Annotated in this window: 20 protein-coding genes and 1 rRNA gene; 9 read left to right on the forward strand and 12 right to left on the reverse strand. The window is 71.1% G+C overall.

Annotated elements, in window-relative coordinates; translation table 11 throughout:
- A 5S ribosomal RNA gene (gene rrf / locus ACFWWU_RS08125) occupies window positions 1–92 on the forward strand; the annotation flags it as partial.
- 73 nt (window positions 93–165) lie between these two features.
- Here rrf and ACFWWU_RS08130 read toward each other — a convergent pair.
- The 4 genes from ACFWWU_RS08130 to ACFWWU_RS08145 are packed head-to-tail and all read right to left on the reverse strand — an operon-like array spanning window position 166 to window position 3,815.
- Window positions 166–837, reverse strand: coding sequence for a response regulator (locus ACFWWU_RS08130; RefSeq protein ID WP_384140702.1), 672 nt, complete (start codon window positions 835–837; stop codon window positions 166–168).
- Window positions 834–2,108: a sensor histidine kinase gene (locus ACFWWU_RS08135; protein ID WP_384140705.1), complete on the reverse strand. Its 1,275-nt coding sequence runs from the start codon at window positions 2,106–2,108 to the stop codon at window positions 834–836. The genes ACFWWU_RS08130 and ACFWWU_RS08135 overlap by 4 nt, the downstream gene beginning before the upstream one ends.
- Before the next feature lie 13 nt (window positions 2,109–2,121).
- The gene (locus ACFWWU_RS08140; RefSeq protein WP_384140708.1) at window positions 2,122–2,916 is read right to left on the reverse strand and encodes an ABC transporter permease; all 795 of its coding nucleotides are present in this window, start codon (window positions 2,914–2,916) and stop codon (window positions 2,122–2,124) included.
- Entirely contained in the window at window positions 2,913–3,815 is a 903-nt protein-coding gene (locus tag ACFWWU_RS08145; protein WP_384140711.1) for an ABC transporter ATP-binding protein, read from the reverse strand. Before ACFWWU_RS08145 ends, ACFWWU_RS08140 begins: the two co-directional genes overlap by 4 nt.
- Window positions 3,816–3,968: 153 nt before the next feature.
- Here ACFWWU_RS08145 and ACFWWU_RS08150 point away from each other — a divergent pair, with 153 nt between their 5' ends.
- Complete coding sequence (locus ACFWWU_RS08150; RefSeq protein ID WP_384140714.1) at window positions 3,969–4,538, forward strand: GNAT family N-acetyltransferase; 570 nt, start codon at window positions 3,969–3,971, stop codon at window positions 4,536–4,538.
- Window positions 4,539–4,545: 7 nt separating this feature from the next.
- Here the strand turns inward: ACFWWU_RS08150 and ACFWWU_RS08155 are convergent, their stop codons facing one another.
- The 7 genes from ACFWWU_RS08155 to ACFWWU_RS08185 all read right to left on the reverse strand — a co-directional run bounded on the left by ACFWWU_RS08155 (window position 4,546) and on the right by ACFWWU_RS08185 (window position 12,557).
- Window positions 4,546–6,159 (reverse strand): type VI secretion protein, encoded by a 1,614-nt coding sequence (locus ACFWWU_RS08155; protein WP_384140717.1) that lies wholly within the window; start codon window positions 6,157–6,159, stop codon window positions 4,546–4,548.
- Window positions 6,160–6,163: 4 nt separating this feature from the next.
- On the reverse strand, window positions 6,164–7,558 hold the full coding sequence (locus ACFWWU_RS08160; protein WP_384140720.1) for an ATP-binding protein: 1,395 nt from the start codon (window positions 7,556–7,558) through the stop codon (window positions 6,164–6,166).
- A gap of 20 nt (window positions 7,559–7,578) precedes the next feature.
- The gene (locus tag ACFWWU_RS08165) at window positions 7,579–9,132 is read right to left on the reverse strand and encodes an SCO6880 family protein (RefSeq protein WP_384140723.1); all 1,554 of its coding nucleotides are present in this window, start codon (window positions 9,130–9,132) and stop codon (window positions 7,579–7,581) included.
- Window positions 9,129–10,460, reverse strand: a complete 1,332-nt coding sequence (locus tag ACFWWU_RS08170; RefSeq protein ID WP_384140726.1) for a hypothetical protein — start codon at window positions 10,458–10,460, stop codon at window positions 9,129–9,131. The genes ACFWWU_RS08165 and ACFWWU_RS08170 overlap by 4 nt, the downstream gene beginning before the upstream one ends.
- Complete coding sequence (locus ACFWWU_RS08175) at window positions 10,450–11,283, reverse strand: hypothetical protein (RefSeq protein ID WP_384140729.1); 834 nt, start codon at window positions 11,281–11,283, stop codon at window positions 10,450–10,452. The genes ACFWWU_RS08170 and ACFWWU_RS08175 overlap by 11 nt, the downstream gene beginning before the upstream one ends.
- 115 nt (window positions 11,284–11,398) lie before the next feature.
- A complete protein-coding gene (locus ACFWWU_RS08180) occupies window positions 11,399–11,707 on the reverse strand; it encodes a hypothetical protein (RefSeq protein WP_017242359.1) in 309 nt (102 codons plus the stop codon).
- A gap of 277 nt (window positions 11,708–11,984) precedes the next feature.
- The gene (locus ACFWWU_RS08185; protein WP_384140732.1) at window positions 11,985–12,557 is read right to left on the reverse strand and encodes a TetR/AcrR family transcriptional regulator; all 573 of its coding nucleotides are present in this window, start codon (window positions 12,555–12,557) and stop codon (window positions 11,985–11,987) included.
- A 95-nt stretch (window positions 12,558–12,652) separates the two neighbouring features.
- Between ACFWWU_RS08185 and ACFWWU_RS08190 the strand changes: the two genes are divergently transcribed.
- The 5 genes from ACFWWU_RS08190 to ACFWWU_RS08210 all read left to right on the forward strand — a co-directional run bounded on the left by ACFWWU_RS08190 (window position 12,653) and on the right by ACFWWU_RS08210 (window position 17,114).
- Window positions 12,653–13,549, forward strand: coding sequence for an NAD(P)-dependent oxidoreductase (locus ACFWWU_RS08190; protein WP_384140735.1), 897 nt, complete (start codon window positions 12,653–12,655; stop codon window positions 13,547–13,549).
- Between the two features lie 121 nt (window positions 13,550–13,670).
- Window positions 13,671–14,699, forward strand: a complete 1,029-nt coding sequence (locus tag ACFWWU_RS08195; protein WP_384140738.1) for an NlpC/P60 family protein — start codon at window positions 13,671–13,673, stop codon at window positions 14,697–14,699.
- 213 nt (window positions 14,700–14,912) lie between these two features.
- Window positions 14,913–15,635: a phosphatase PAP2 family protein gene (locus ACFWWU_RS08200; RefSeq protein WP_384140741.1), complete on the forward strand. Its 723-nt coding sequence runs from the start codon at window positions 14,913–14,915 to the stop codon at window positions 15,633–15,635.
- A gap of 314 nt (window positions 15,636–15,949) precedes the next feature.
- Entirely contained in the window at window positions 15,950–16,792 is an 843-nt protein-coding gene (locus ACFWWU_RS08205) for a hypothetical protein (protein ID WP_384140743.1), read from the forward strand.
- A 142-nt stretch (window positions 16,793–16,934) separates the two neighbouring features.
- Window positions 16,935–17,114, forward strand: coding sequence for a hypothetical protein (locus ACFWWU_RS08210; protein ID WP_384140746.1), 180 nt, complete (start codon window positions 16,935–16,937; stop codon window positions 17,112–17,114).
- A gap of 35 nt (window positions 17,115–17,149) precedes the next feature.
- Here ACFWWU_RS08210 and ACFWWU_RS08215 read toward each other — a convergent pair whose 3' ends face one another.
- Window positions 17,150–17,515: a metal-sensitive transcriptional regulator gene (locus ACFWWU_RS08215; RefSeq protein WP_317597654.1), complete on the reverse strand. Its 366-nt coding sequence runs from the start codon at window positions 17,513–17,515 to the stop codon at window positions 17,150–17,152.
- 194 nt (window positions 17,516–17,709) lie between these two features.
- On the opposite strand from ACFWWU_RS08215, the gene ACFWWU_RS08220 reads away from it, so the two are divergent.
- Both ACFWWU_RS08220 and ACFWWU_RS08225 read left to right on the forward strand, forming a co-directional pair.
- Window positions 17,710–18,330: a DUF47 domain-containing protein gene (locus tag ACFWWU_RS08220; protein ID WP_229315230.1), complete on the forward strand. Its 621-nt coding sequence runs from the start codon at window positions 17,710–17,712 to the stop codon at window positions 18,328–18,330.
- A 5-nt stretch (window positions 18,331–18,335) separates the two neighbouring features.
- The coding region (locus tag ACFWWU_RS08225) for an anion permease (RefSeq protein ID WP_384140751.1) at window positions 18,336–19,284 on the forward strand (949 nt) is incomplete at its 3' end.

A 19,284-nucleotide genomic window follows, 5' to 3' on the forward strand; every position in this document is an offset into this window, starting at 1 on the left:
CGCCCGGTTACATTCCGAACCCGGAAGCTAAGCCTTTCAGCGCCGATGGTACTGCAGGGGGGACCCTGTGGGAGAGTAGGACGCCGCCGAACAATCATTGTGGGAAAGCCCCGCACCTTATGGTGCGGGGCTTTTCTGCGTTCTGGGGCCGAATGCGCGGGCCGGTCAGGCCGGCGTGACCAGTTGGGTGTCGTAGGCCAGGATGACCGCCTGGACGCGGTCGCGGGCGCCCGTCTTCGCGAGGATGCGGCCGATGTGGGTCTTCACCGTGGACTCCGCGAGGTGGAGACGCTCGGCGATCTCCGTGTTCGTCCAGCCCTGGCCGACGACCGTGAGGATCTCGCGTTCCCGTTCCGTGAGGGAGGAGAGGCGCGGGTCCTCCAGGGGCGGGGCCGCCTCCCCGGCGGATTGCGGCAAGTGGTGGATGTAGGCGTCCAGGAGACGGCGCGTCAGGCTCGGGGCCACGACCGCGTCGCCGCTCGCGACCGCGCGGATGCCCGCGAGGAGCTCCTCCGGCTGGGCGTCCTTCACCAGGAAGCCGCTCGCGCCGGCGCGCAGGCCCTCGTACGCGTACTCGTCGAGGTCGAACGTGGTGACGATCAGGATCCGGGTGCGGGCGCCCGTCGTGACGATGCGGCGGGTCGCCTCGATGCCGTCGAGGCCGGGCATCCGGATGTCCATCAGGACGACGTCGGGGTGGTGGCGGTCGACCAGGCGGATCGCCTCGGTGCCGTTCGAGGCCTCGCCGACGACCGTCATGTCGTCCTGGCTCTCCAGGAGCATCCGGAAGCCGAAGCGCTGCATCGGCTGGTCGTCCGCGATGAGTACGGTCGTCACGAGAGGGAGCCCTCCAGGGGGAGTCGGAGCCGGACCTGCCAACCGCCGGCCGGCAGGGGGCCGCAGTCGAGTCGGCCATCGTAGAGGGCCGCGCGTTCGCGCATGCCCGTGAGGCCCTGGCCGCGGCGGCGAGCGCCTCCCTGGCTCTGGCCGGGAGGTGGGGCGGTGGTCGCGGTGGCCTTGGTCGTGCCCGTGTCGGCCACCTCCACCAGGAGTTCCTTCGGGGACCAGGCCAGGAGCACGGTCGCCCGCGCCGAAGGGCCCGCGTGCTTGAGGGTGTTCGTCAGGGCTTCCTGGACCACCCGGTACACCGTCAGCTGGGCTCCCGGCGCGAGGGGTTGGACGGTCGGCTCGTCACGGGTGTCGAGCTGGACCGACAGGCCCGCCTTCCGTACGCCGGTGAGGAGGGCGTCCAGGTCGGCCAGGGTGGGCTGGGGGTCGCGGACCGCCTCCTGTTCGTCGTCGCGCAGGACGCCGAGGAGGCGGCGGAGGTCGTCGAGGGCCTGACGGCTCGTCGTACCGATGGCGTCGAGGGCCTGGGCGGCGCGCTCGGGGCTCTTGGCCGCCGCGTAGCGACCGCCGTCCGCGAGACCGGTGATGACCGAGAGGTTGTGGCCGATGATGTCGTGCATCTCGCGCGCGATCCTGGTGCGTTCGGCGGCGGCGGCGAGCCTGACCTCCTGGTCGCGTTCGATCTCCAGGCGGCGGGCCCGGTCGACGAGGCCCGCCGTGTGGTCCCGGCGGGAGCGGACCACGATGCCGAGGAGGGCGACGAGCGCGTACGCCCACAGGGTGGGGACGACGCGCTGGTCCCACGTCTCGTGGGGGAAGCGGACCGCGCCCGTCACGAGCGGCGGCAGGACGAGGGCGAAGGCCCACAGGAGCGCGCGCGGCGGGCGGGTGAGCGCGAGGTGGAAGACCGGGATCATCTGGAGGTACCCGGCCTGGAGGAAGGCCCCCGTGCCGTCGCTGACGAGCGCCGCGCAGGCCATCACGGCGAGGACGGCCATGGGCCGCCGGCGGCGCCAGTAGAGCGGCACGGCGAGGGCCAGACTGAGGGTGACCACGAGCCAGACCGGTACGGACGCGTCGCGGGCGGTGTTCCGCCAGCCGCCGGCCGCGTCCACGAGCGCCGCGCCCGTCCAGAAGAGCGTCAGGGTGGCGTCCCACACCGCGGGGCGCCGGGCGTCGAAGGCGCGCGCACGGGCCAGCAGGCGCTGGATGTACCTGCTCAGGCCCGTCGCCTCGGCTGTCGTCTCCTGTGTGGTCACCCGGTCATCATCCTCATACGTCGCGGGACTTGAGCAACAGGGCGGGGACGGCGAGCGTCGCGGCCGCCCACAGGAGCAGGGCGAGGAGCGCGGCGCCGGGCGAGGCCGCGCCGGGCATCGGGGTCGCGGAGCCGAGGGCTCCGGCCGCCTGGGTGGGGAAGTACCGGATGGCCGTGTCCATGGCCTCGTACGGGAGCATCCCGAGGATCTCGGGCACGATCAGGACCCCTCCGACGAACGCGCCGATCGCGCCCGGCACGGAGCGCAGGGCGGCGCCGAGACCGAGGGCGATGAGGCCGAGGAGCGTGACGCCCGCGGCGTTGCCCGCGATCGCGCCGAGGACGCCGTTGTCGGTGAGGGAGGCGGCCTGGTCGGTTCCGGAGAGGAACAACTGGGCGGTGAGGAAGGTCAGGAGTGCGGTGGTGAGGGTGAGCGCGTAGACGGTGACGGTGTAGACGGCGGCCTTCGCCCACAGGACGGGGAGGCGGCGCGGGACGGCGGTGAAGGAGGCGCGGGCCATGCCCGTCGCGTACTCGCCGGCGGTGACGAGGATGCCGAGGACGGCGAGGGCGATGCCGCCGAGCTGCGAGCCGTAGAGGGTGAGGACGACGGTGTCGACGTCGGAGTCGCCGCCGTCGGAGGTGTAGGTGGCGCCCATGAGGATGCCGACGCCGAGGACGAACGCGACGGCCGTGAGGGCGGTGATCCAGGTGGAGCGGACGGTCCGGAGCTTGTGCCATTCGGAGCGGAGGACTCGGGTGGGGGTGAGGCCGTAGGCCGGGGAAGGAGTGGTGGCGGTGGTCGTCATGCGGGGGCTCCCTGGTATTCGACGGAGTCGTGGGTGAGGGCCATGAACGCCTGCTCCAGCGAGGCGGCCTGCGGGGTGAGTTCGTGGAGGGGGAGGCCGTGGGCGGCGGCCGCGCGGCCGATCTCCGGGGCCTCCAGGCCGGTGACGAGGAGGGTGTCGGGGGCCTCTGCGGTGCAGTGTGCGCCGGGGAGGAGCTCGCGGAGCCGGTCCGCTTCCGGGGTGACGACCTTGACCGAGGCGCCGCCGGAGGTCCGTACGAGCTCGTCGACCGTGGTGTCGGCGAGGAGTCGGCCCTTGCCGATGACGATCAGATGGTCGGCGGTGAGGGCCATCTCGCTCATGAGGTGGGAGGAGACGAGGACGGTACGGCCTTCGGCGGCCAGGGACTTGAGGAGGGTGCGGATCCAGAGCACGCCTTCGGGGTCGAGGCCGTTGACGGGTTCGTCGAGGACGACGGTGGCCGGGTCGCCGAGGAGCGCGGCGGCGATGCCGAGGCGCTGGCCCATGCCGAGGGAGAAGCCTTTGACGCGCTTGCGGGCGACGTGGGTGAGGCCGGTGAGGGCGAGGACCCGGTCCACCCGCGTGTGGGGGATGCCGTGGGTGTGGGCGAGGGCCATGAGGTGGTGGTACGCGGAGCGGCCCGGGTGGAGTGAGCGGGCTTCGAGGAGGGCGCCGACCCGGGTGAGCGGGGCGCGGTGGTCGGCGTAGGGGCGGCCGTCGACGGTGGCGTGGCCGCGGGTCGGGGCGTCGAGGCCGAGGATCATGCGGAGCGTGGTGGACTTCCCGGCGCCGTTGGGGCCGAGGAAGCCGGTGACGGCGCCGGGGTGGACGGTGAAGCTGAGGTCCTGGACGACGGTGGTGTCCCCGTACCGCTTGGTGAGGTTCTCTGCTCGGATCATGTCGTCGACGCTACGGAGCGGGCGGCGGCCGGACGTCGGACCGTGGCAGTGGACCGGGGCGCGGGCGTAGTACCGGGGTACGACGCCCGGCGGAGGTCGGGGCGGGGAAAATGGCCTTGTCAGGGGCGCCCTGTCGTGGCGAGGATCGTCGCCATGGACTATTCGATACGTACCCCCCGCGCCGACGAGTGGGAGCAGGCCCGAGAGATCCGGCTGGCCGCCCTTCAGGATCCGGTCGCGCACCTCGCGTTCCTCGACACGTACGAGGCGGCCGTGGAGCGCCCGGACGACCTCTGGCGGGAGTGGTCCGAGCGGGCGTCCGTGAGCGGCGACGGGAGCGTGCGGCAGTTCGTGGCCGAGCGCTCGGACGGGAGCTGGGCGGGCACGATCACGCTGCTCGTGGAGCGGCCCTCGGAGGAGGCGCGCTTCGGGGAGCCGGCGAAGGTCGAGCAGACGCACATCGTCGGCGTGTACGTGCGCCCCGAGGCGCGGGGGGCCGGTGTGATCGACGCGCTGTTCCGGGCGGGCGTGGAATGGTCCTGGACGCTGTCGGAGCCGGTGGTGGAGCGGGTGCGGCTGTACGTCCACGAGGACAACGCGCGTGCCGCGGCCTTCTACCGGCGCTTCGGGTTCGTGGCGTCGGGGGCGCGCGTCACGCTGGAGAGCGGCGTGAGCGCGGGCGCGGAGGAAGTCGAGTACGAGCTGCCGCGCCCGGTCGCGTAGCGCGTGGTCACGGGGTGAGCGCGGCCTCCGGCCAGCGGCTGCGGGCCTGTTCGCGGGAGCGGAGGAGGGCCAGGGTCGGGAGGCCCTGGTCGTGGCCGGTGGCGAGGAGCTCCGGGAGGTGGGGGAGCGGGGCCACGGCGGCGACGTCGTCGAGGACGAGGGTCAGTGGTGGGTCGAGCCGACCGTCGGATGACCGTGCGGCCATGCGGCGGCCGTGCTCGACCACGCTTGCGGCGAGTGCCGTGAGGAGCGGCATCGCGCCGGGGTGGGTCCGCGGGTCCTCGATCGGTTCGCCCACCACGTAGAGGGTGCCCCCTTCGGCGACGAATGATGCGAGCGTCAGTGAATCCGTTCGATTCGGGACGCAGGCCTCCCTGATGTGGATCGAGGAGAGGGCGGCGAGCGCACGGGCCGTCAGTGCCTGGGCGAGGCGGCGGCTTTCGGGGTGGGCGGTGAGCGCCGATTCGAGGAGTCCTGCGTGGCCGGAGGCGGCCTTGGGGTGGCTGCGGAGGATGCGTACGGGTTCGTGGGCGCCGGCGCCCTGGGCCCAGCGGTGGACCTGGCGGAAGGGGCGGCCGTCGACGGCGGCGGCGTGCAGCCAGCAGCGCAGGAGCGTTTCCGCGGTGTCGGCGGTGGCCGCGTCGAGGCGGGAGTGCGGGCGTACGGGGGCGAGCAGGGCGGCAGCCCGCTGCTGGGCGACGGCCGGGTCCTCGCAGTGCTCGGACGGGGACCAGTGGAGCCGGGCGGGGGTGTCGCAGAGGTGGCCGGGGTCGTGGACGAGGACCGGGCCGAGTTTGCCGCGCGCGTCCTTCGTCGACGACCAGACGGTGGGGTCGGAGGTGACGACCAGGACGGGTCCCTCGGCGTCCCTGATGGCCTGGACGGCGACGGGGTGGCGGGCCTCCGGGGGGCCGTAGACGAGGCGGGGGGTGGCGGTGCCCGCGGGGGTGGCGGCGGGGGTGGCCGGGAGGATGCTCGGGAGGGTGGCCCGGAGTGGCTCCGGTGGGTGTTCCTGGGTGGGCTGGGCGGGCAGGGTGGCTTCCGGGAGGGGCGAGGGTTCGTCCCGTATGGGGGTGGGAGCCGTGCGTACGGGCGCGGGCCGCTCGCGTACGGGCTCGTCTTCGTCCCGTAGAGGCTCGCGGTGGTCCCGTACGGGCTCGCGGTGGTCCCGTACGGGCTCGCGGTGGTCCAGTACGGGCTCGCGGGTGTCCCGTACGTGGGTGGCCTTGCCGTTCCGTGCCGGTGGCGGGGTGTACGCGCCGGACTTGCGGTTCGCGCGGACCGCGCGCCAGCGGGTGATCGTGCCGAGGGCGAAGACCGCGAGGACGAACAGGATCATCGCCTCGCCGATCAGCAGGCCCCAGAACAGGCCGTAGCCCGACAACTGGCCCGGCGGGGTGGTCGGCCAGGCCGCCGGGAGGTCTGTCGGGGCCGTCGCCAGGGAGCGCAGGGCCGAGGGGGTGCCCGTGAAGGCGACGCCCTGCGGCCAGGCGCCGTGGGAGAAGAGGCCGGACAGGCCGGTCGCCGTCCACACCAGGACCGTGAGGCAGAGGAGGAGGCCGAACAGGCTGAGCAGCAGCCCGTCGGAGATGCCTCCTCCTCCCTTTCGCGTCGTGTCCATGCGGCTACGCCACCGTCGACTGCGACGTGCCGTTCATCTGCTGTTCGACGAGGATCGCGCGCTGCTCCGTCTCCCACTCGAGTTCCGGGTCGGCGACCGAGGACTCGGTCATCGCGCGGTCGGTGTAGACGAGGGGGCGTTCGCGTTCGGTGATGAGGTGTTTGACCACCTGCACGTTGCCGTTGACGTCCCAGACCGCGATGCCGGGGGTGAGGGTCGGGATGATCTCGACCGCCCAGCGTGGCAGGCCGAGGACGCGGCCGGTGTTGCGTGCCTCGTCGGCTTTCTGGGCGTAGATGGTCCGGGTGGAGGCCATCTTGAGGATCGCCGCGGCTTCCTTGGCCGCCGCTCCGTCGACGACGTCGGAGAGGTGGTGGACGACGGCGACGAAGGACAGGCCGAGGCGGCGGCCGAACTTGAGCAGCCGCTGGAACAGCTGTGCCACGAAGGGGCTGTTGATGATGTGCCAGGCCTCCTCGACGAGGAAGATGCGCTTCTTCCGGTCGGGGCGGATCCAGGTGTGCTCCAGCCAGACGCCGACGATCGCCATGAGGATCGGCATGGCGATGGAGTTGCGGTCGATGTGGGAGAGGTCGAAGACGATGAGGGGCGCGTCGAGGTCGATGCCGACGGTCGTCGGGCCGTCGAACATGCCCCGGAGGTCACCGTCGACGAGCCGGTCCAGGACGAGGGCGACGTCCAGGCCCCAGGCCCGTACGTCGTCTATGTCGACGTTCATCGCCTCCGCCGATTCGGCCTTGGGGTGGCGGAGCTGCTCGACGATGTCGGTGAGGATCGGCTGGCGGTCGGTGGTGTGCTCGGTGACGAAGGCGTGCGCGACCTTGAGCGCGAAGCCGGAGCGCTCGTCGAGGCCGTGGCCCATCGCCACCTCGATGATCGTGCGGAGCAGCGCGAGCTGGCCCGTGGTGGTGATCGAGGGGTCGAGGGGGTTGAGGCGGATGCCGGAGTCGTTGGCGACCATCGGGTCGAGCCGGATGGGAGTTATTCCCAGCTCCTGCGCGATGAGGTTCCATTCGCCGACGCCGTCCTCGCCCTGGGCGTCGAGGACGACGACCTGCCGGTCGCGGAAGCGGAGCTGGCGGAGCACGTACGTCTTCTCCAGCGCCGACTTGCCGTTGCCCGACTCGCCGAGGACCAGCCAGTGCGGGGCGGGGAGCTGCTGCCCGTACAGCTGGAAGGGGTCGTAGATGTACCCCTTGCCGCTGTAGACCTCGCGGCCGATGATCACGCCGGAGTCGCCGAGGCCGGGGGCGGCGGTCGGCAGGTAGACGGCCTGGGCCTGTCCGGTGGAGGTGCGGACGGGCAGGCGGGTCGTCTCCACCTTGCCGAAGACGAAGGAGGTGAAGGCGTCGGTGAGGACGGACAGCGGATCTCGCATGGGTCTGTGCCCCTTCGGCCTTAGCGGCGGATGCCGGTCGCGAACGGCAGGGTGTTCACAAAGGCCCGGTGGTGCTCGCGGTCGCACCACTCCAGTTTCAGGTACGACTTGCCGGCGGAGGCCCTGATCGTGCGCTTGTCCCGGGCGAGGGCCTCGGGCGAACGCGACGACACCGTGATGTACCCGACGAGGTTCACTCCGGCCGCGCCGCTGGCGAGATCTTCACCCCGTTGGTCGAGGCGGCCGTGGGCGGCGATGTCACGGGGGTCGATGGTGCGGTTCATCTTGGCGGCGCGACTGGCGTCGGCCTCGTCGTTGGTCTTCTCGGTGAGCATGCGCTCGATGGCGACCTCGGTGGGCTCCAGGTCCATGGTGACGGCGACCGTGCGGATGACGTCCGGGGTGTGGACGAGGAGCGGGGCGAGGAAGTTGACGCCGACCGGGGTCATGGGCCACTCCTTCACCCAGGCCGTGGCGTGGCACCAGGGGGCGCGGGTGGAGGACTCGCGGGTCTTGGCCTGGAGGTACGTCGGTTCCATCGCGTCGAGTTCGGCGGGCCAAGCGTTTCGTTTCGTCATGGCCTGGATGTGGTCGATGGGGTGGTCCGGGTCGTACATGGAGTGCACGAGGGAGGCGAGCCGGGACTGGCCGAGGGGCTGGCGTACGCGGATGTCGGCCTCGGCGAGGCGGGCGCAGATGTCGGTGAGCTCGCGGGCCATGACGACGGCGAGGCCGGCGTCGCGGTCGAGTTTGCGGGCGCCGGAGGCGTGGCGGGCGGCGCGGGCCATGACGTTGGCCTCGGCGGCGAGTTCGCGCGTGTAGTGCATGCAGGCGACGAGGTAGGCGCGGTGCTGCTCGCTGGAGGTGGAGACCATCGACTGGAGCTGCTCGTACGACTCCTTGAGCCAGGCGGGGGCGGCCGTGTCGCCGCGCTGGCTGACGTCCTTGGCGTGGGCGTCGGGGTCGGCGGGGAGGGTGCGGGCCAGCATCTGGAGGCGGGTCACGAAGCCGTCGCCGTTGGCGACGTGCTTGAGGAGGGTGCCGAACCGGTCGACGAGGGCCTCCTGGTCCTCGCTGTCGCGCAGGCCGACGCCGGGGCCCTCGATCTCGATGGCGGCGGTGACGGTGCGGCGGTCGGCGTGGAGGAGGACGGCGATCTCGTCGGGGCCGAAGGGGGCGGCGAGCCAGCCGACGCGGCCGATGCCGGGGGGCGGGCCGATCTCGACCTCGCGGCCGTCGAGGCGGGTGCCGGACTCGGCGGCGACGGAGCGGTAGGCGGTACCGCGCTTGAGCATGCGCTTGTAGCTGCGGTTGATCTCGTACCACTTGTAGAACGTGCGGCCCTTGTACGGGAGGTACACGGCGGCGATCGCGACCATGGGGAGGCCGGCGAGGAGCGCGATCCGGAGGGGGAGGACGGGGACGAGGAGTCCGCTCATCATGCCGAGGAACGCGCCGACGATGATGAGGGCGATCTCGCCCGTCTCACGGTTCTTGCCGACGATCGCGTTCGGCCGGGCTCGGCCGACGAGATACGTGCGGCGGGGCGCGACCGGCTGGGACTGGGTCGTCAACGCCCTCCACCTCCAGAGTTGCGGTTGCTGTGCGGGGTACCCGTGGTGGGACTGCTGCTACGGGGTGCGGGCGGGGGCGTGGCCCCGCCGCCGCGGTTGTCGCCGCCGCGGCTGCTGTGGGCGGCGACGCCGCCGGCGAGGGGGTTGGCGGGGCGGGCGGCCTGGGAGCCCTGGCCGCCGCCGCCTCCGCTGTCGCGGGTGCTGTGGGTCTTGATGCCCTGGGAGACGAGGGAGGCGGGGGAGGAGATGACGGCGGCGGCCGTGTTCTCGCCGGCGCGGTGGAGCCGGTTGTTGCGGGAGGCGGCGATCTCGTCGCCGAAGCCGGGGACGAAGCGGTAGATGACCGCGGAGGCGAAGATGGCGAGCAGGATGATCGCGAGTCCGGACACGACGGCGGAGAACGAGTCGGGGCCGGTGCCGGAGGAGAGCGCCCCGGCCAGGCCGAGGACGATCACGATGACCGGCTTGACGAGGATCACGGCGATCATGATTCCGGCCCAGCGGCGGACGTGGCCCCACATGTTCTTGTCGACGAGGCCGGAGTAGACGACGACGCCGAGGAGGGCGCCGACGTAGAGCATCACGGCGCGGAGGAACAGCTCCAGGTAGAGGACGCCGGCGGCGAGGACGGTCACCAGCGACACGATGATCAGCATGATGGGGCCGCCACCGATGCTGTCGCCCTTCTGGAGGGCTTGTTTGAAGCTGCCGAAGAAGACGTCGGTCTGCTGGCCGGTGCCGGAGGCGATGACCTCGGTGACGGCGTCGGTGGCGTTGACGACGGTGTAGAGGATGAGCGGGGTGAAGGCGGAGGCGAGGACCGTCAGCCAGAGGAAGCCGATGGCTTCGGAGAGGGCGGTGGTGAGGGGGACGCCCCGGATGGCCCGCTTGGCGACGGCGAGGAGCCAGAGGAGGAGGGTGAGGACGGTGGCGGCGGCGAAGACGATCGCGTACCGGCCGAGGAACTCCACGTTGGTGAAGTCGACGTCGGCGGTTTCTTTGACGGCCTTGGAGAGGTAGTCGATGGTGGCGATGGCGGCGTCGGCGCAGCCGCGGGCGAGGGAGGAGAGGGGGTCGAGGGCGGTCGACGGATTGGGGAGGGGCGCTTGGCCGTCCCCGCCGCCGGACTCGCTCCTCTCGCAGAGCTGCCTGGCCGTGCCCGTGAGGAGGTCGCACTCTTTGTTGCCCGCGGTCGGGGACGGCGTGGGGGCCGACGGAGTCGGGGTGGGAGCCGCGTGGGCGGCCGGGGCGAGCAGGAGGGGTACGGCGAGGAAGGCGGCGAGGGCCGCGGTCGACGCGCGCCCCGCCAGGCTTCGGCTAGCGGGCATAGGTGAACCCTCCGTATCCCTCGACGGCCTCGGCGATCTCGTCGGCCGTGGAGGCGCGGTTGTCGCCGTTGACCGGGGTGGGGCCCTCGCTTTGGCTGAAGGACTCCACGCGCCAGTCGCCCCCGACCCACGTGAGCTTCAGGGTGATGGTGAACCAGGTGGAGGTGACGGGCTTGGTCGAGCCCGCTCCGGCGAGGCCGCCCAGGCCGGTGCACCAGACCTCGACCGTCGCGGAGTTCTCCGTGTGGCTCCGGACCTTGGTGCCGACCGGGACGGTGCGGGAGACGAAGGTCGTACCGGAGGGGGCCGCGCCGTTCTCGTCGAATCCCATGCCGGCCATGAGGCCCGCGGAGTAGGAGGCGTCGAGCTTCTTGAGGAGGTCCTCCACGACCGCGGGGTCGTGGATGGCGCGCACGATCTCCGCGCGGGGACCGTCCTGGAACATCTCGGCCGAGCCGAGCACCACCGCGTAGTTCGACGCGGCGCTCTGTGCTCCCTGTTCGTCGCGTGCGAAGCCCGTGGGGATCTGGCCGTTCTTGGCTGTCACCGGGCGGACGCCCGTTGCTGCCGTCGGGGCCGGTTTGCCCGGGGTGCCTGTCGTGGGGGCCGCGTCCGCCGGGTCTCCGCCGTCGCGGTTGGCGAAGGCGATCGCCGCGATGAGGAGGACCACCACGCCCACGACCGTGATCAGGGAGCGGGAGCTGCGCACGGGGCGGCGGGCGCCGCCGTAGATGTCGCCGCTGTTGCCCTCGGGCAGGCGGGTCCGGGTCTGGCCCGAGCCGCCCACGCCGCCGAAGCCGTCGTGCTCGTCGCCGAGGCTCATGCCGGGTACGCCCCCTCACTCGTTCGCGGGTACGACAGTGCTGCAACATGGCTGGGCATCAGGGAACGCAAACACGACATCAGCAGGCCTCAGGAGGATGGAGTCCGACGGGGGATCAGACGGCCATCCCGTACACGATGGTGAACAGCGTTCCCAGCGATCCGATGATGAAGACGCCGGTGAGGCCGGCCACGATCAGGCCCTTGCCCTGTTCCGCGCTGAACGTGTCGCGGAGCGCGGTCGCGCCGATGCGCTGCTTGGCCGCTCCCCAGATGGCGATGCCGAGGCAGAGCAGGATGGCCACGGCCATCACGACCTCGATCATGATCTTGGCCTCGGCGCCCAGGCTTCCGAAAGGCCCCCAGTTCGGGGCGATTCCACCGATGATGGTGGTGATGTCGCCCTTTTCTGCCGCCAGGTACATGTAACTCACCGCCCCTGTTGGGTAGTTAAGTGCCCCTGCCGGACGGCATGGGTCATCGCCCTATCTTCGCTGATGAAACCGCTCGCGTGTGACGCCTTGACGGGTCTCTTTACCCGATCCCCGCACACTTGACCGGTCTGACCGTCTTGACCTGCGAGGGTGTGGCCGGTTTCCATGCGAAGAAGCGTATGGTCACTCTGTGTATCACGGAGGGTGACTCCGGGCAATGATTGTCGTTGTTGCACTCTTGGGGCGCCGTCGCGCCGCCGTGGGGTCGTCAGGCGTACGAGGCGACCAGGCACGACAAGTGACGGCCCGCCAGGAGGAGGGGGTCCTCGCTTCGGGTGACCTGGGCGGTCACTTCCGCGCCTTCGAGCGTGTTGATGACGGTGGCGGCCAGGTCGCGGGCCTCGGGGGAGGGGAGTCCGCAGCCGAGGAGCTTGTCGGCGACCAGGTTCTGCCAGGCGCGCAGGGCGTCGGCGCAGGCCTGCTGGATGGGGTTGTCGGAGCCGAGGGTCTCCAGGGCGGCGGCGGTGACCGGGCAGCCGTCGGTCCAGCCTGAGGCGCGGAGTTCGCGGGCCAGGAGGCGCGCGCAGGCGTCGACGGCCTTGGCGGGGTCGTCCTCGCCGTCCAGGGCGGTGCGCAGGAGGTCGGCGAACTCCTCGCGGCCGTGCGCGATCGCCGCGACCGCGACGGCTTCCTTCCCGCCCGGGAAGAAGTGGTAGACGGAGCCGAGGGTGGCGTCCGCCTCCTTCGCGATCTGCTTGATGCCCGTTCCGACGTAGCCCTGGCGCTGGATGAGGCGTGCGGCGGCGACGACGATCCGGTCATGGGTGCTGCTGGTCTGCATGGGGCAAGTCTAGTCGGCGTAATGAGTAGAGCGTTCGTTTTAGAGCGTGCTACGGTCTTGCCACGTCGCTAATTAGAGCGTTCGTTTTAGAGTGCATGTCGCATGTATCGCAGGGGGTTGCTGTGCAGAACGAACTGTCCGTCACCGTCATCGGGCTCGGTCCCATGGGGCGCGCCATGGCCGGCGCCTATCTCGACCAGGGGTACGAGGTCACCCTCTGGAACCGGACGCCGAGCCGCGCCGCCGAGCTCGTCCGGCGGGGAGCGGTGCTCGCAGCCGGTCCCGCCGAGGCCGTCGCCGCGAACGAGCTCGTCGTCCTCAGCCTCACCGACTACGACGCCTTCTACGCCGTCCTCGGCGAGATCGACCCCGCCGTCCTCGCGGGCAGGGTCCTCGTCAACCTCAGCTCCGACACCCCGCTGCGGGCCCGGGAGGCCGCCGCCTGGGCGGCGGAGCGCGGCGCCGTCCAGCTCACCGGCGGCATCCTCGTACCGCCGTCCGGCGTCGGCGACCCGGCGTCCTCCGCCTTCTACAGCGGCCCCAGGGAAGTCTTCGAGACCCACCGGGCCACGCTCTCCGTGCTCACCGGCACCGACTACCGCGGTGAGGACCCCGGGCTCGCCGCGCTCTTCTACCAGCTCAACATGGTCATGTTCTGGACGGCGCTCTCCAGTTACTGGCAGGCCCTCGCCCTCGCCGACGCGAACGGCATCACGGCCGCCGAGCTCCTGCCGTACGCCCGGAACGCGCTCGACCTCTCCCAGTTCCTCGACTTCTACGCGCCCCGCGTCGACGCCGGCCACCACGGCGGTGACGTCGACCGCCTCGCCATGGGTCTCGCCAGCGCCGAACACGTCCTGCACACCGTCACCGACGCGGGCGTGGACGGTGCCCTGCCGGCCGCGGTCGCCGACCTGTTCCGGCGTGGCGTGGAAGCCGGGTACGGGGACGACAGCTCCTCCAGTCTCGTGGAGTTGCTCAAGAAGCGCTGACGCTCAGGAAGAGCTGACGCCCAAGAAGAACTGACGGCACGTCGCGCAACCACCCCTCCGGACTCCCCGCCGCCTAGACTGATCCCGGGGCGTACTGCCATGAACCGAGGGGTGGTTGACGGTGCGTAGGGCTGGCAAGGCGTGGCTGGTGGCCGGCGGGGCCTTCGGGGTCTGCCTCAGCTTCGTCGCACTGCTCGTCGTCGGGACGTACTCCGCGGCGTCGGGTCTCCTCGGCGGCGCGGGCAGCGGCAAGAACGGCACCGTGGGGCTGGCCAAGGGCTCCGTCCCCGCCCTCTACCAGGGGCTCGTGCAGAAGTGGGGCAACCTCTGCCCCGCGATCAACCCCGCCCTGCTCGCCGCGCAGCTCTACCAGGAGAGCGGCTGGAACCCGCGGGCCGTCTCCTCGGCCGACGCCCGGGGCATCGCCCAGTTCATCCCCGGCACCTGGGCCGGACACGGCATCGACGGCGACGGGGACGGCGACCGGGACATCTGGGACCCCCAGGACGCGATCCCCTCGGCCGCCTCGTACGACTGCGAGCTCGCCGGGTACGTGAAGAACGTGCCCGGCGACCCCGCGAACAACATGCTGGCCGCGTACAACGCGGGCGCGTACCGGGTCATCAAGCACCGCGGGGTGCCGCCGATCAGCGAGACCCGCAACTACGTGCGGATCATCCGCTCCCTGGAGAAGAGCTTCGCCCGGCCGGTGGGCCGGGTCGAGCCCTCCCGGCAGGCCGCGGGGGCCATCCACTACGCCCAGCAGAAGCTCGGCACCCTGTACCTGTGGGGCGGTACGGGCACGGCGGCGCAAAATGGCCGGTTCGACTGCTCCGGGCTGACCCAGGCCGCGTACCTGAGCGTCGGCATCGAGCTGCCGCGCGTCGCCAACGACCAGTACAACGCCGGTCCGCACCCGAGCAGGGACGAGCTCCTCCCCGGCGACCTCGTGTTCTTCTCCGACGATCTGACGAACTCGCGTGCCATCCGGCACGTCGGCATCTACGTGGGCGGCGGGTACATGATCGACGCTCCGCGCACGGGCGCGGTGATCCGCTTCGACCGGATCGACACCCCCGACTACTTCGGCGCGACCAGGGTCACCAAGGAAGGCGCCGCCGCTCTGCCCACCCATCTTCCGCAGACGTAGGGGCAGGAGACGGACCGTCGGGTCGTAAGGGACATGGCCGGAACTCTCCGTCATGCGGTGGCCCTGAGCTGCGGTGAACCGTCACTCTTCGATAACGTCGGCATGATCCACCGGAGAGAGCGGAACGTACGCCTCAGACAGTTCGTTCCCTGATCCGAACGCTCTGACCACGGGGGTGGGAAGACAGACACGAGAAGCAAGGGGCCACAGCAGATGGCTGGACTCGCATCGGACGGTTCCAACCCCGATGTCAGCCTGCTCTACGACATCAACGGGCTGGCGAAGGCCGCTCCGCCGTGGTTCGACCGCGTCATGGAGTTCGTCGGCGAGTACGGGATCATGCTCGGGATGGTCCTCGTCGTGCTCTGGTGCTGGTGGAGCGTCCGCCGCGGCGGCGCCCTCGCGGACTCCGTCTCGGCCGTCGCCGGGCTCGTCTGGGCCCCGCTGGCCGCCGGTGTCGCCCTCCTCGTCAACATCCCCATCCGGGGCTTCGTCGAGCGCCCCAGGCCGTTCAACGACCACGAGGGCCTCGACGTCCTCGTCGAGGGCAAGACCGACTTCTCGTTCGTCAGCGACCACGCCACCATGGCGATGGCGCTCGGCGTCGGCCTCTTCGTCGCCCACCGGAAGTTCGGCCTCGCCGCCATCGGCCTCGCCCTCGCCGAGGGCTTCGCGCGGGTCTACATGGGCGTGCACTACCCGACCGACGTGATCGGCGGCTTCGCCCTCGGTACGGCGGTGGCGCTGCTCCTCGCGCCCGTCGCGCTCGCCCTGCTGACCCCCGTCGTCTCCGCCGTCGCCCGCTCCGGCCGCGGCGCCCGCCTCGTCCGCTCCCGGCGGGCCGCGGAACCGCTCCGGCCCGAGGCCGTCGGCATCCCCGAGCCCCGGCTCGGCGGCCCGGCCAACGGGACGACCCAGAACGACCTCGCGGCCTGACCGACGGGACGCCCCCTAGGGGGCGTCGCCGGACGCCGACATACGGAGGTGTTCCGAGGCATCCGTACGGGCTCTCTCCCGCGATCTGCGGGCCGGCCCCGACCAGCCGCAGCTGCACCTGGCCAGCGCGAACGAGCCGCGTTCCGTCGTCGTGGTCGTGTGAGGGAAGGACTGCGCGTGCACCCCACCACGGTACTGCGCGTGACGGCTCGCCCGTGCCGTCGTTATCCGGATCGGGCGTTCCCAGGCCCGCGGGACCGGGGGACGTGCGGGTCCCGGGCAAACAGCGGTGAGGCGTTGGGGGTTGGCAGGCGATGGTGGTGCAGCGGTACGGGCGTCCGCACGGTCGCGGGAGCGGGGCGCTCGCCCTCACCGCCGCCCTGGTCGGCTCACTCGTCGGAGGTTCGGCGGTCGCGGGCTGCGCCGCACCCGAGGACCCGAAGCCCGCGGTGGACCCGCTCCTCGCCGTACGGAACGCGGCCGACGCGCTGACCAGGGCCGGCACCGCCAAGACGAGCACCTCCATGGAGATGGCCGCCGGCGGGACCCGGGTCACCATCCGCGGCGAGGGCGGCTACGACTTCCGTCGCTGCACCGGCCGGCTCCAGGTGGTGCTGCCCAAGGACGCGGCCGGGACCGACGAGCACCGGCCGATCACCGAGCTCCTCACCCCCGGCGCCCTCTACATGAAGAACCGGGGCGCGGGTGTGCCCGCCGACAAGTGGGTCCGCGTCGACACCACGACCCTCGACGACGGCAACCTCGTCACGGGCGGGGCCACCGACCCGGCGGCCGCGGCGGAGCTGCTGCGGGGCGCCCGGGAGGTCACGTACGTCGGAGAGGTCGACCTGGCAGGGGTGAAGGTCCGCCACTACCGCGGCGTCGCCGACATCGCGCACGCGGCGCGCGCCGCCTCACCGCAGCTGCGCGGGGCGCTCGCCGCGGCGGCGAAAGGGTTCGCCAAGGACACGGTGCCCTTCGACGCGTATCTGGACGCGGAGGGGCGGCTGCGGAAGGTCCGCCACCAGTTCAGCTTCAGCAACCAGGGCCGCACGGTCGCGGTCGCCTCGACCACCCTGCTGTACGGCTTCGGGGTCCGTGTCCAGGTGACGCTGCCGGACCGGGGGGACATCTACGCCGGGAAGATCAAGGCCTGAGCGGAGCCGCGGCAGGGCCGGGTGGTTCGGACCATCGCCAAATGGTCCGGACGTGTCATGCGCCCTGCGTGGCCCTCTCCCTACGCTGGGAGACCGCCGGGAGCCCTGGGAGACAGAAGCCGGCAGGAAGAGGTGACCGCACGTGGCCCCGCCCGGTACCGCGACCGTGCCCGCAGACCCGGACTGCGTCGCCCTCGCCGAGATCGAACTGTGCGGCGAACTGATCATCGCCGCCTCCGCCGCGGACGGGGAGCGCCTCAGCTCCGACCGGATCGACGAGATCCTGCGGGTCGCCGCCGAGCGGGCCGTACGGGAACGCTGACCGTACGGCCCCCCGTCGAGCGGAAGGGATCCCGCTCAGGTGCGCATCATGCGGGCGATGGCCTTGGTGGCCTCCTCGACCTTGGCGTCGATGCCCTCGCCGCCCTTGGCGGCCGCGTCCGCGACGCAGTGCCGCAGGTGCTCCTCCAGGAGCTGGAGCGCGAAGGACTGGAGCGCCTTCGTCGACGCCGAGACCTGGGTCAGTATGTCGATGCAGTAGACGTCCTCGTCGACCATCCGCTGGAGGCCGCGGATCTGGCCCTCGATGCGGCGGAGCCGCTTGAGGTGCTCGTCCTTCTGCTTGTGGTAGCCGTGCACGCCGTGGTCGTGGTCGGCAGGCTCGACGGCCCCGACAGCCTCGACGGTCTCGGGGGTGACCTGGTCCGCCTCGGTGGTCGTCATCGCGTCCTCCCGTTGTCCAGATAAGGGGGTGTATACCCCTCGTGGGTATATGGTACCGATCCCCGCCTGTCCGGGCGGGGGCCCGTGCAGTTCACTGTGCCTGATGGGCGACACTGAGAGGACGCCGGTTAGCCGTGGCCGGATGATGCGCCTAGCATCAGCCTGACCGAAACCCAGCACCCCGAGGACCTCACGTGCGATTTCGTCTGACCCCCAGGGAGACGAGCTTCTACGACATGTTCGCCGCGTCCGCGGACAACATCGTCACGGGCTCGAAGCTCCTGATGGAACTGCTCGGAGCGGAGCCTTCCGCCCGGGCCGAGATCGCGGAGCGGATGCGGGCAGCGGAGCACGCCGGCGACGACGCTACCCACGCGATCTTCCACCAGCTGAACTCCTCCTTCATCACGCCCTTCGACCGTGAGGACATCTACAACCTCGCGTCGTCCCTCGACGACATCATGGACTTCATGGAGGAGGCCGTCGACCTGGTCGTCCTCTACAACGTCGAGGAACTCCCCAAGGGCGTCGAGCAGCAGATCGAGGTCCTGGCCCGGGCGGCGGAGCTGACCGCCGAGGCCATGCCGAACCTGCGGACGATGAAGGACCTCACCGAGTACTGGATCGAGGTCAACCGGCTGGAGAACCAGGCCGACCAGATCCATCGCAAGCTGCTCGCGCAGCTCTTCAACGGCAAGTACGACGCCATCGAGGTGCTCAAGCTCAAGCAGATCGTCGACGTGCTGGAAGAGGCGGCCGACGCCTTCGAGCACGTGGCCAACACGGTGGAGACCATCGCGGTCAAGGAGTCCTGAGCTTCGTGGACACCTTCGCTCTGATCGTGACCATCGGTGTCGCGCTCGGCTTCACGTATACGAACGGCTTCCACGACTCCGCCAACGCCATCGCCACCTCGGTGTCGACCCGGGCGCTGACCCCCCGGGCGGCGCTGGCGATGGCGGCGGTCATGAACCTCGCGGGTGCCTTCATGGGCAGCGGGGTCGCCAAGACCGTCAGTGAGGGGCTCATCGAGACCCCGACCGGCGACAAGGGGATGGGCATCCTCTTCGCCGCGCTGGTGGGCGCGATCATCTGGAACCTCGTCACCTGGTACTTCGGTCTGCCGTCCTCCTCCTCGCACGCGCTGTTCGGCGGCATGGTGGGCGCGGCGCTGGCCGGTGGCACCGAGGTGCTCTGGGGTGGCGTCCTCGACAAGGTCGTCATCCCGATGTTCATCTCGCCGGTCGTCGGTCTCGTCGCCGGTTACCTGGTCATGTGCGCGATCATGTGGATGTTCCGCAAGGCCAACCCGCACAAGGCCAAGCGCGGCTTCCGTATCGCGCAGACGGTGTCGGCGGCCGGTATGGCGCTCGGTCACGGTCTGCAGGACGCGCAGAAGACGATGGGCATCGTGGTGATGGCCCTGGTCATCGCCGATGTGCAGCAGGCGGGCGACGACATCCCGGTCTGGGTGAAGATCGCCTGTGCCGTGATGCTCTCGCTCGGTACGTACGCGGGTGGCTGGCGCATCATGCGGACGCTCGGCCGCAAGATCATCGAGCTGGACCCGCCGCAGGGGTTCGCGGCGGAGACGACGGGTGCGTCGATCATGTTCGGCTCGGCGTTCCTGTTCCACGCGCCGATCTCGACGACGCACGTCATCACCTCCGCGATCATGGGCGTCGGCGCGACGAAGCGCGTCAACGCGGTGCGGTGGGGTGTCGCCAAGAACATCATCCTGGGCTGGTTCATCACCATGCCGGCGGCGG

This window comes from Streptomyces sp. NPDC058650 (genome assembly GCF_042717315.1).
Classification (GTDB): domain Bacteria; phylum Actinomycetota; class Actinomycetes; order Streptomycetales; family Streptomycetaceae; genus Streptomyces.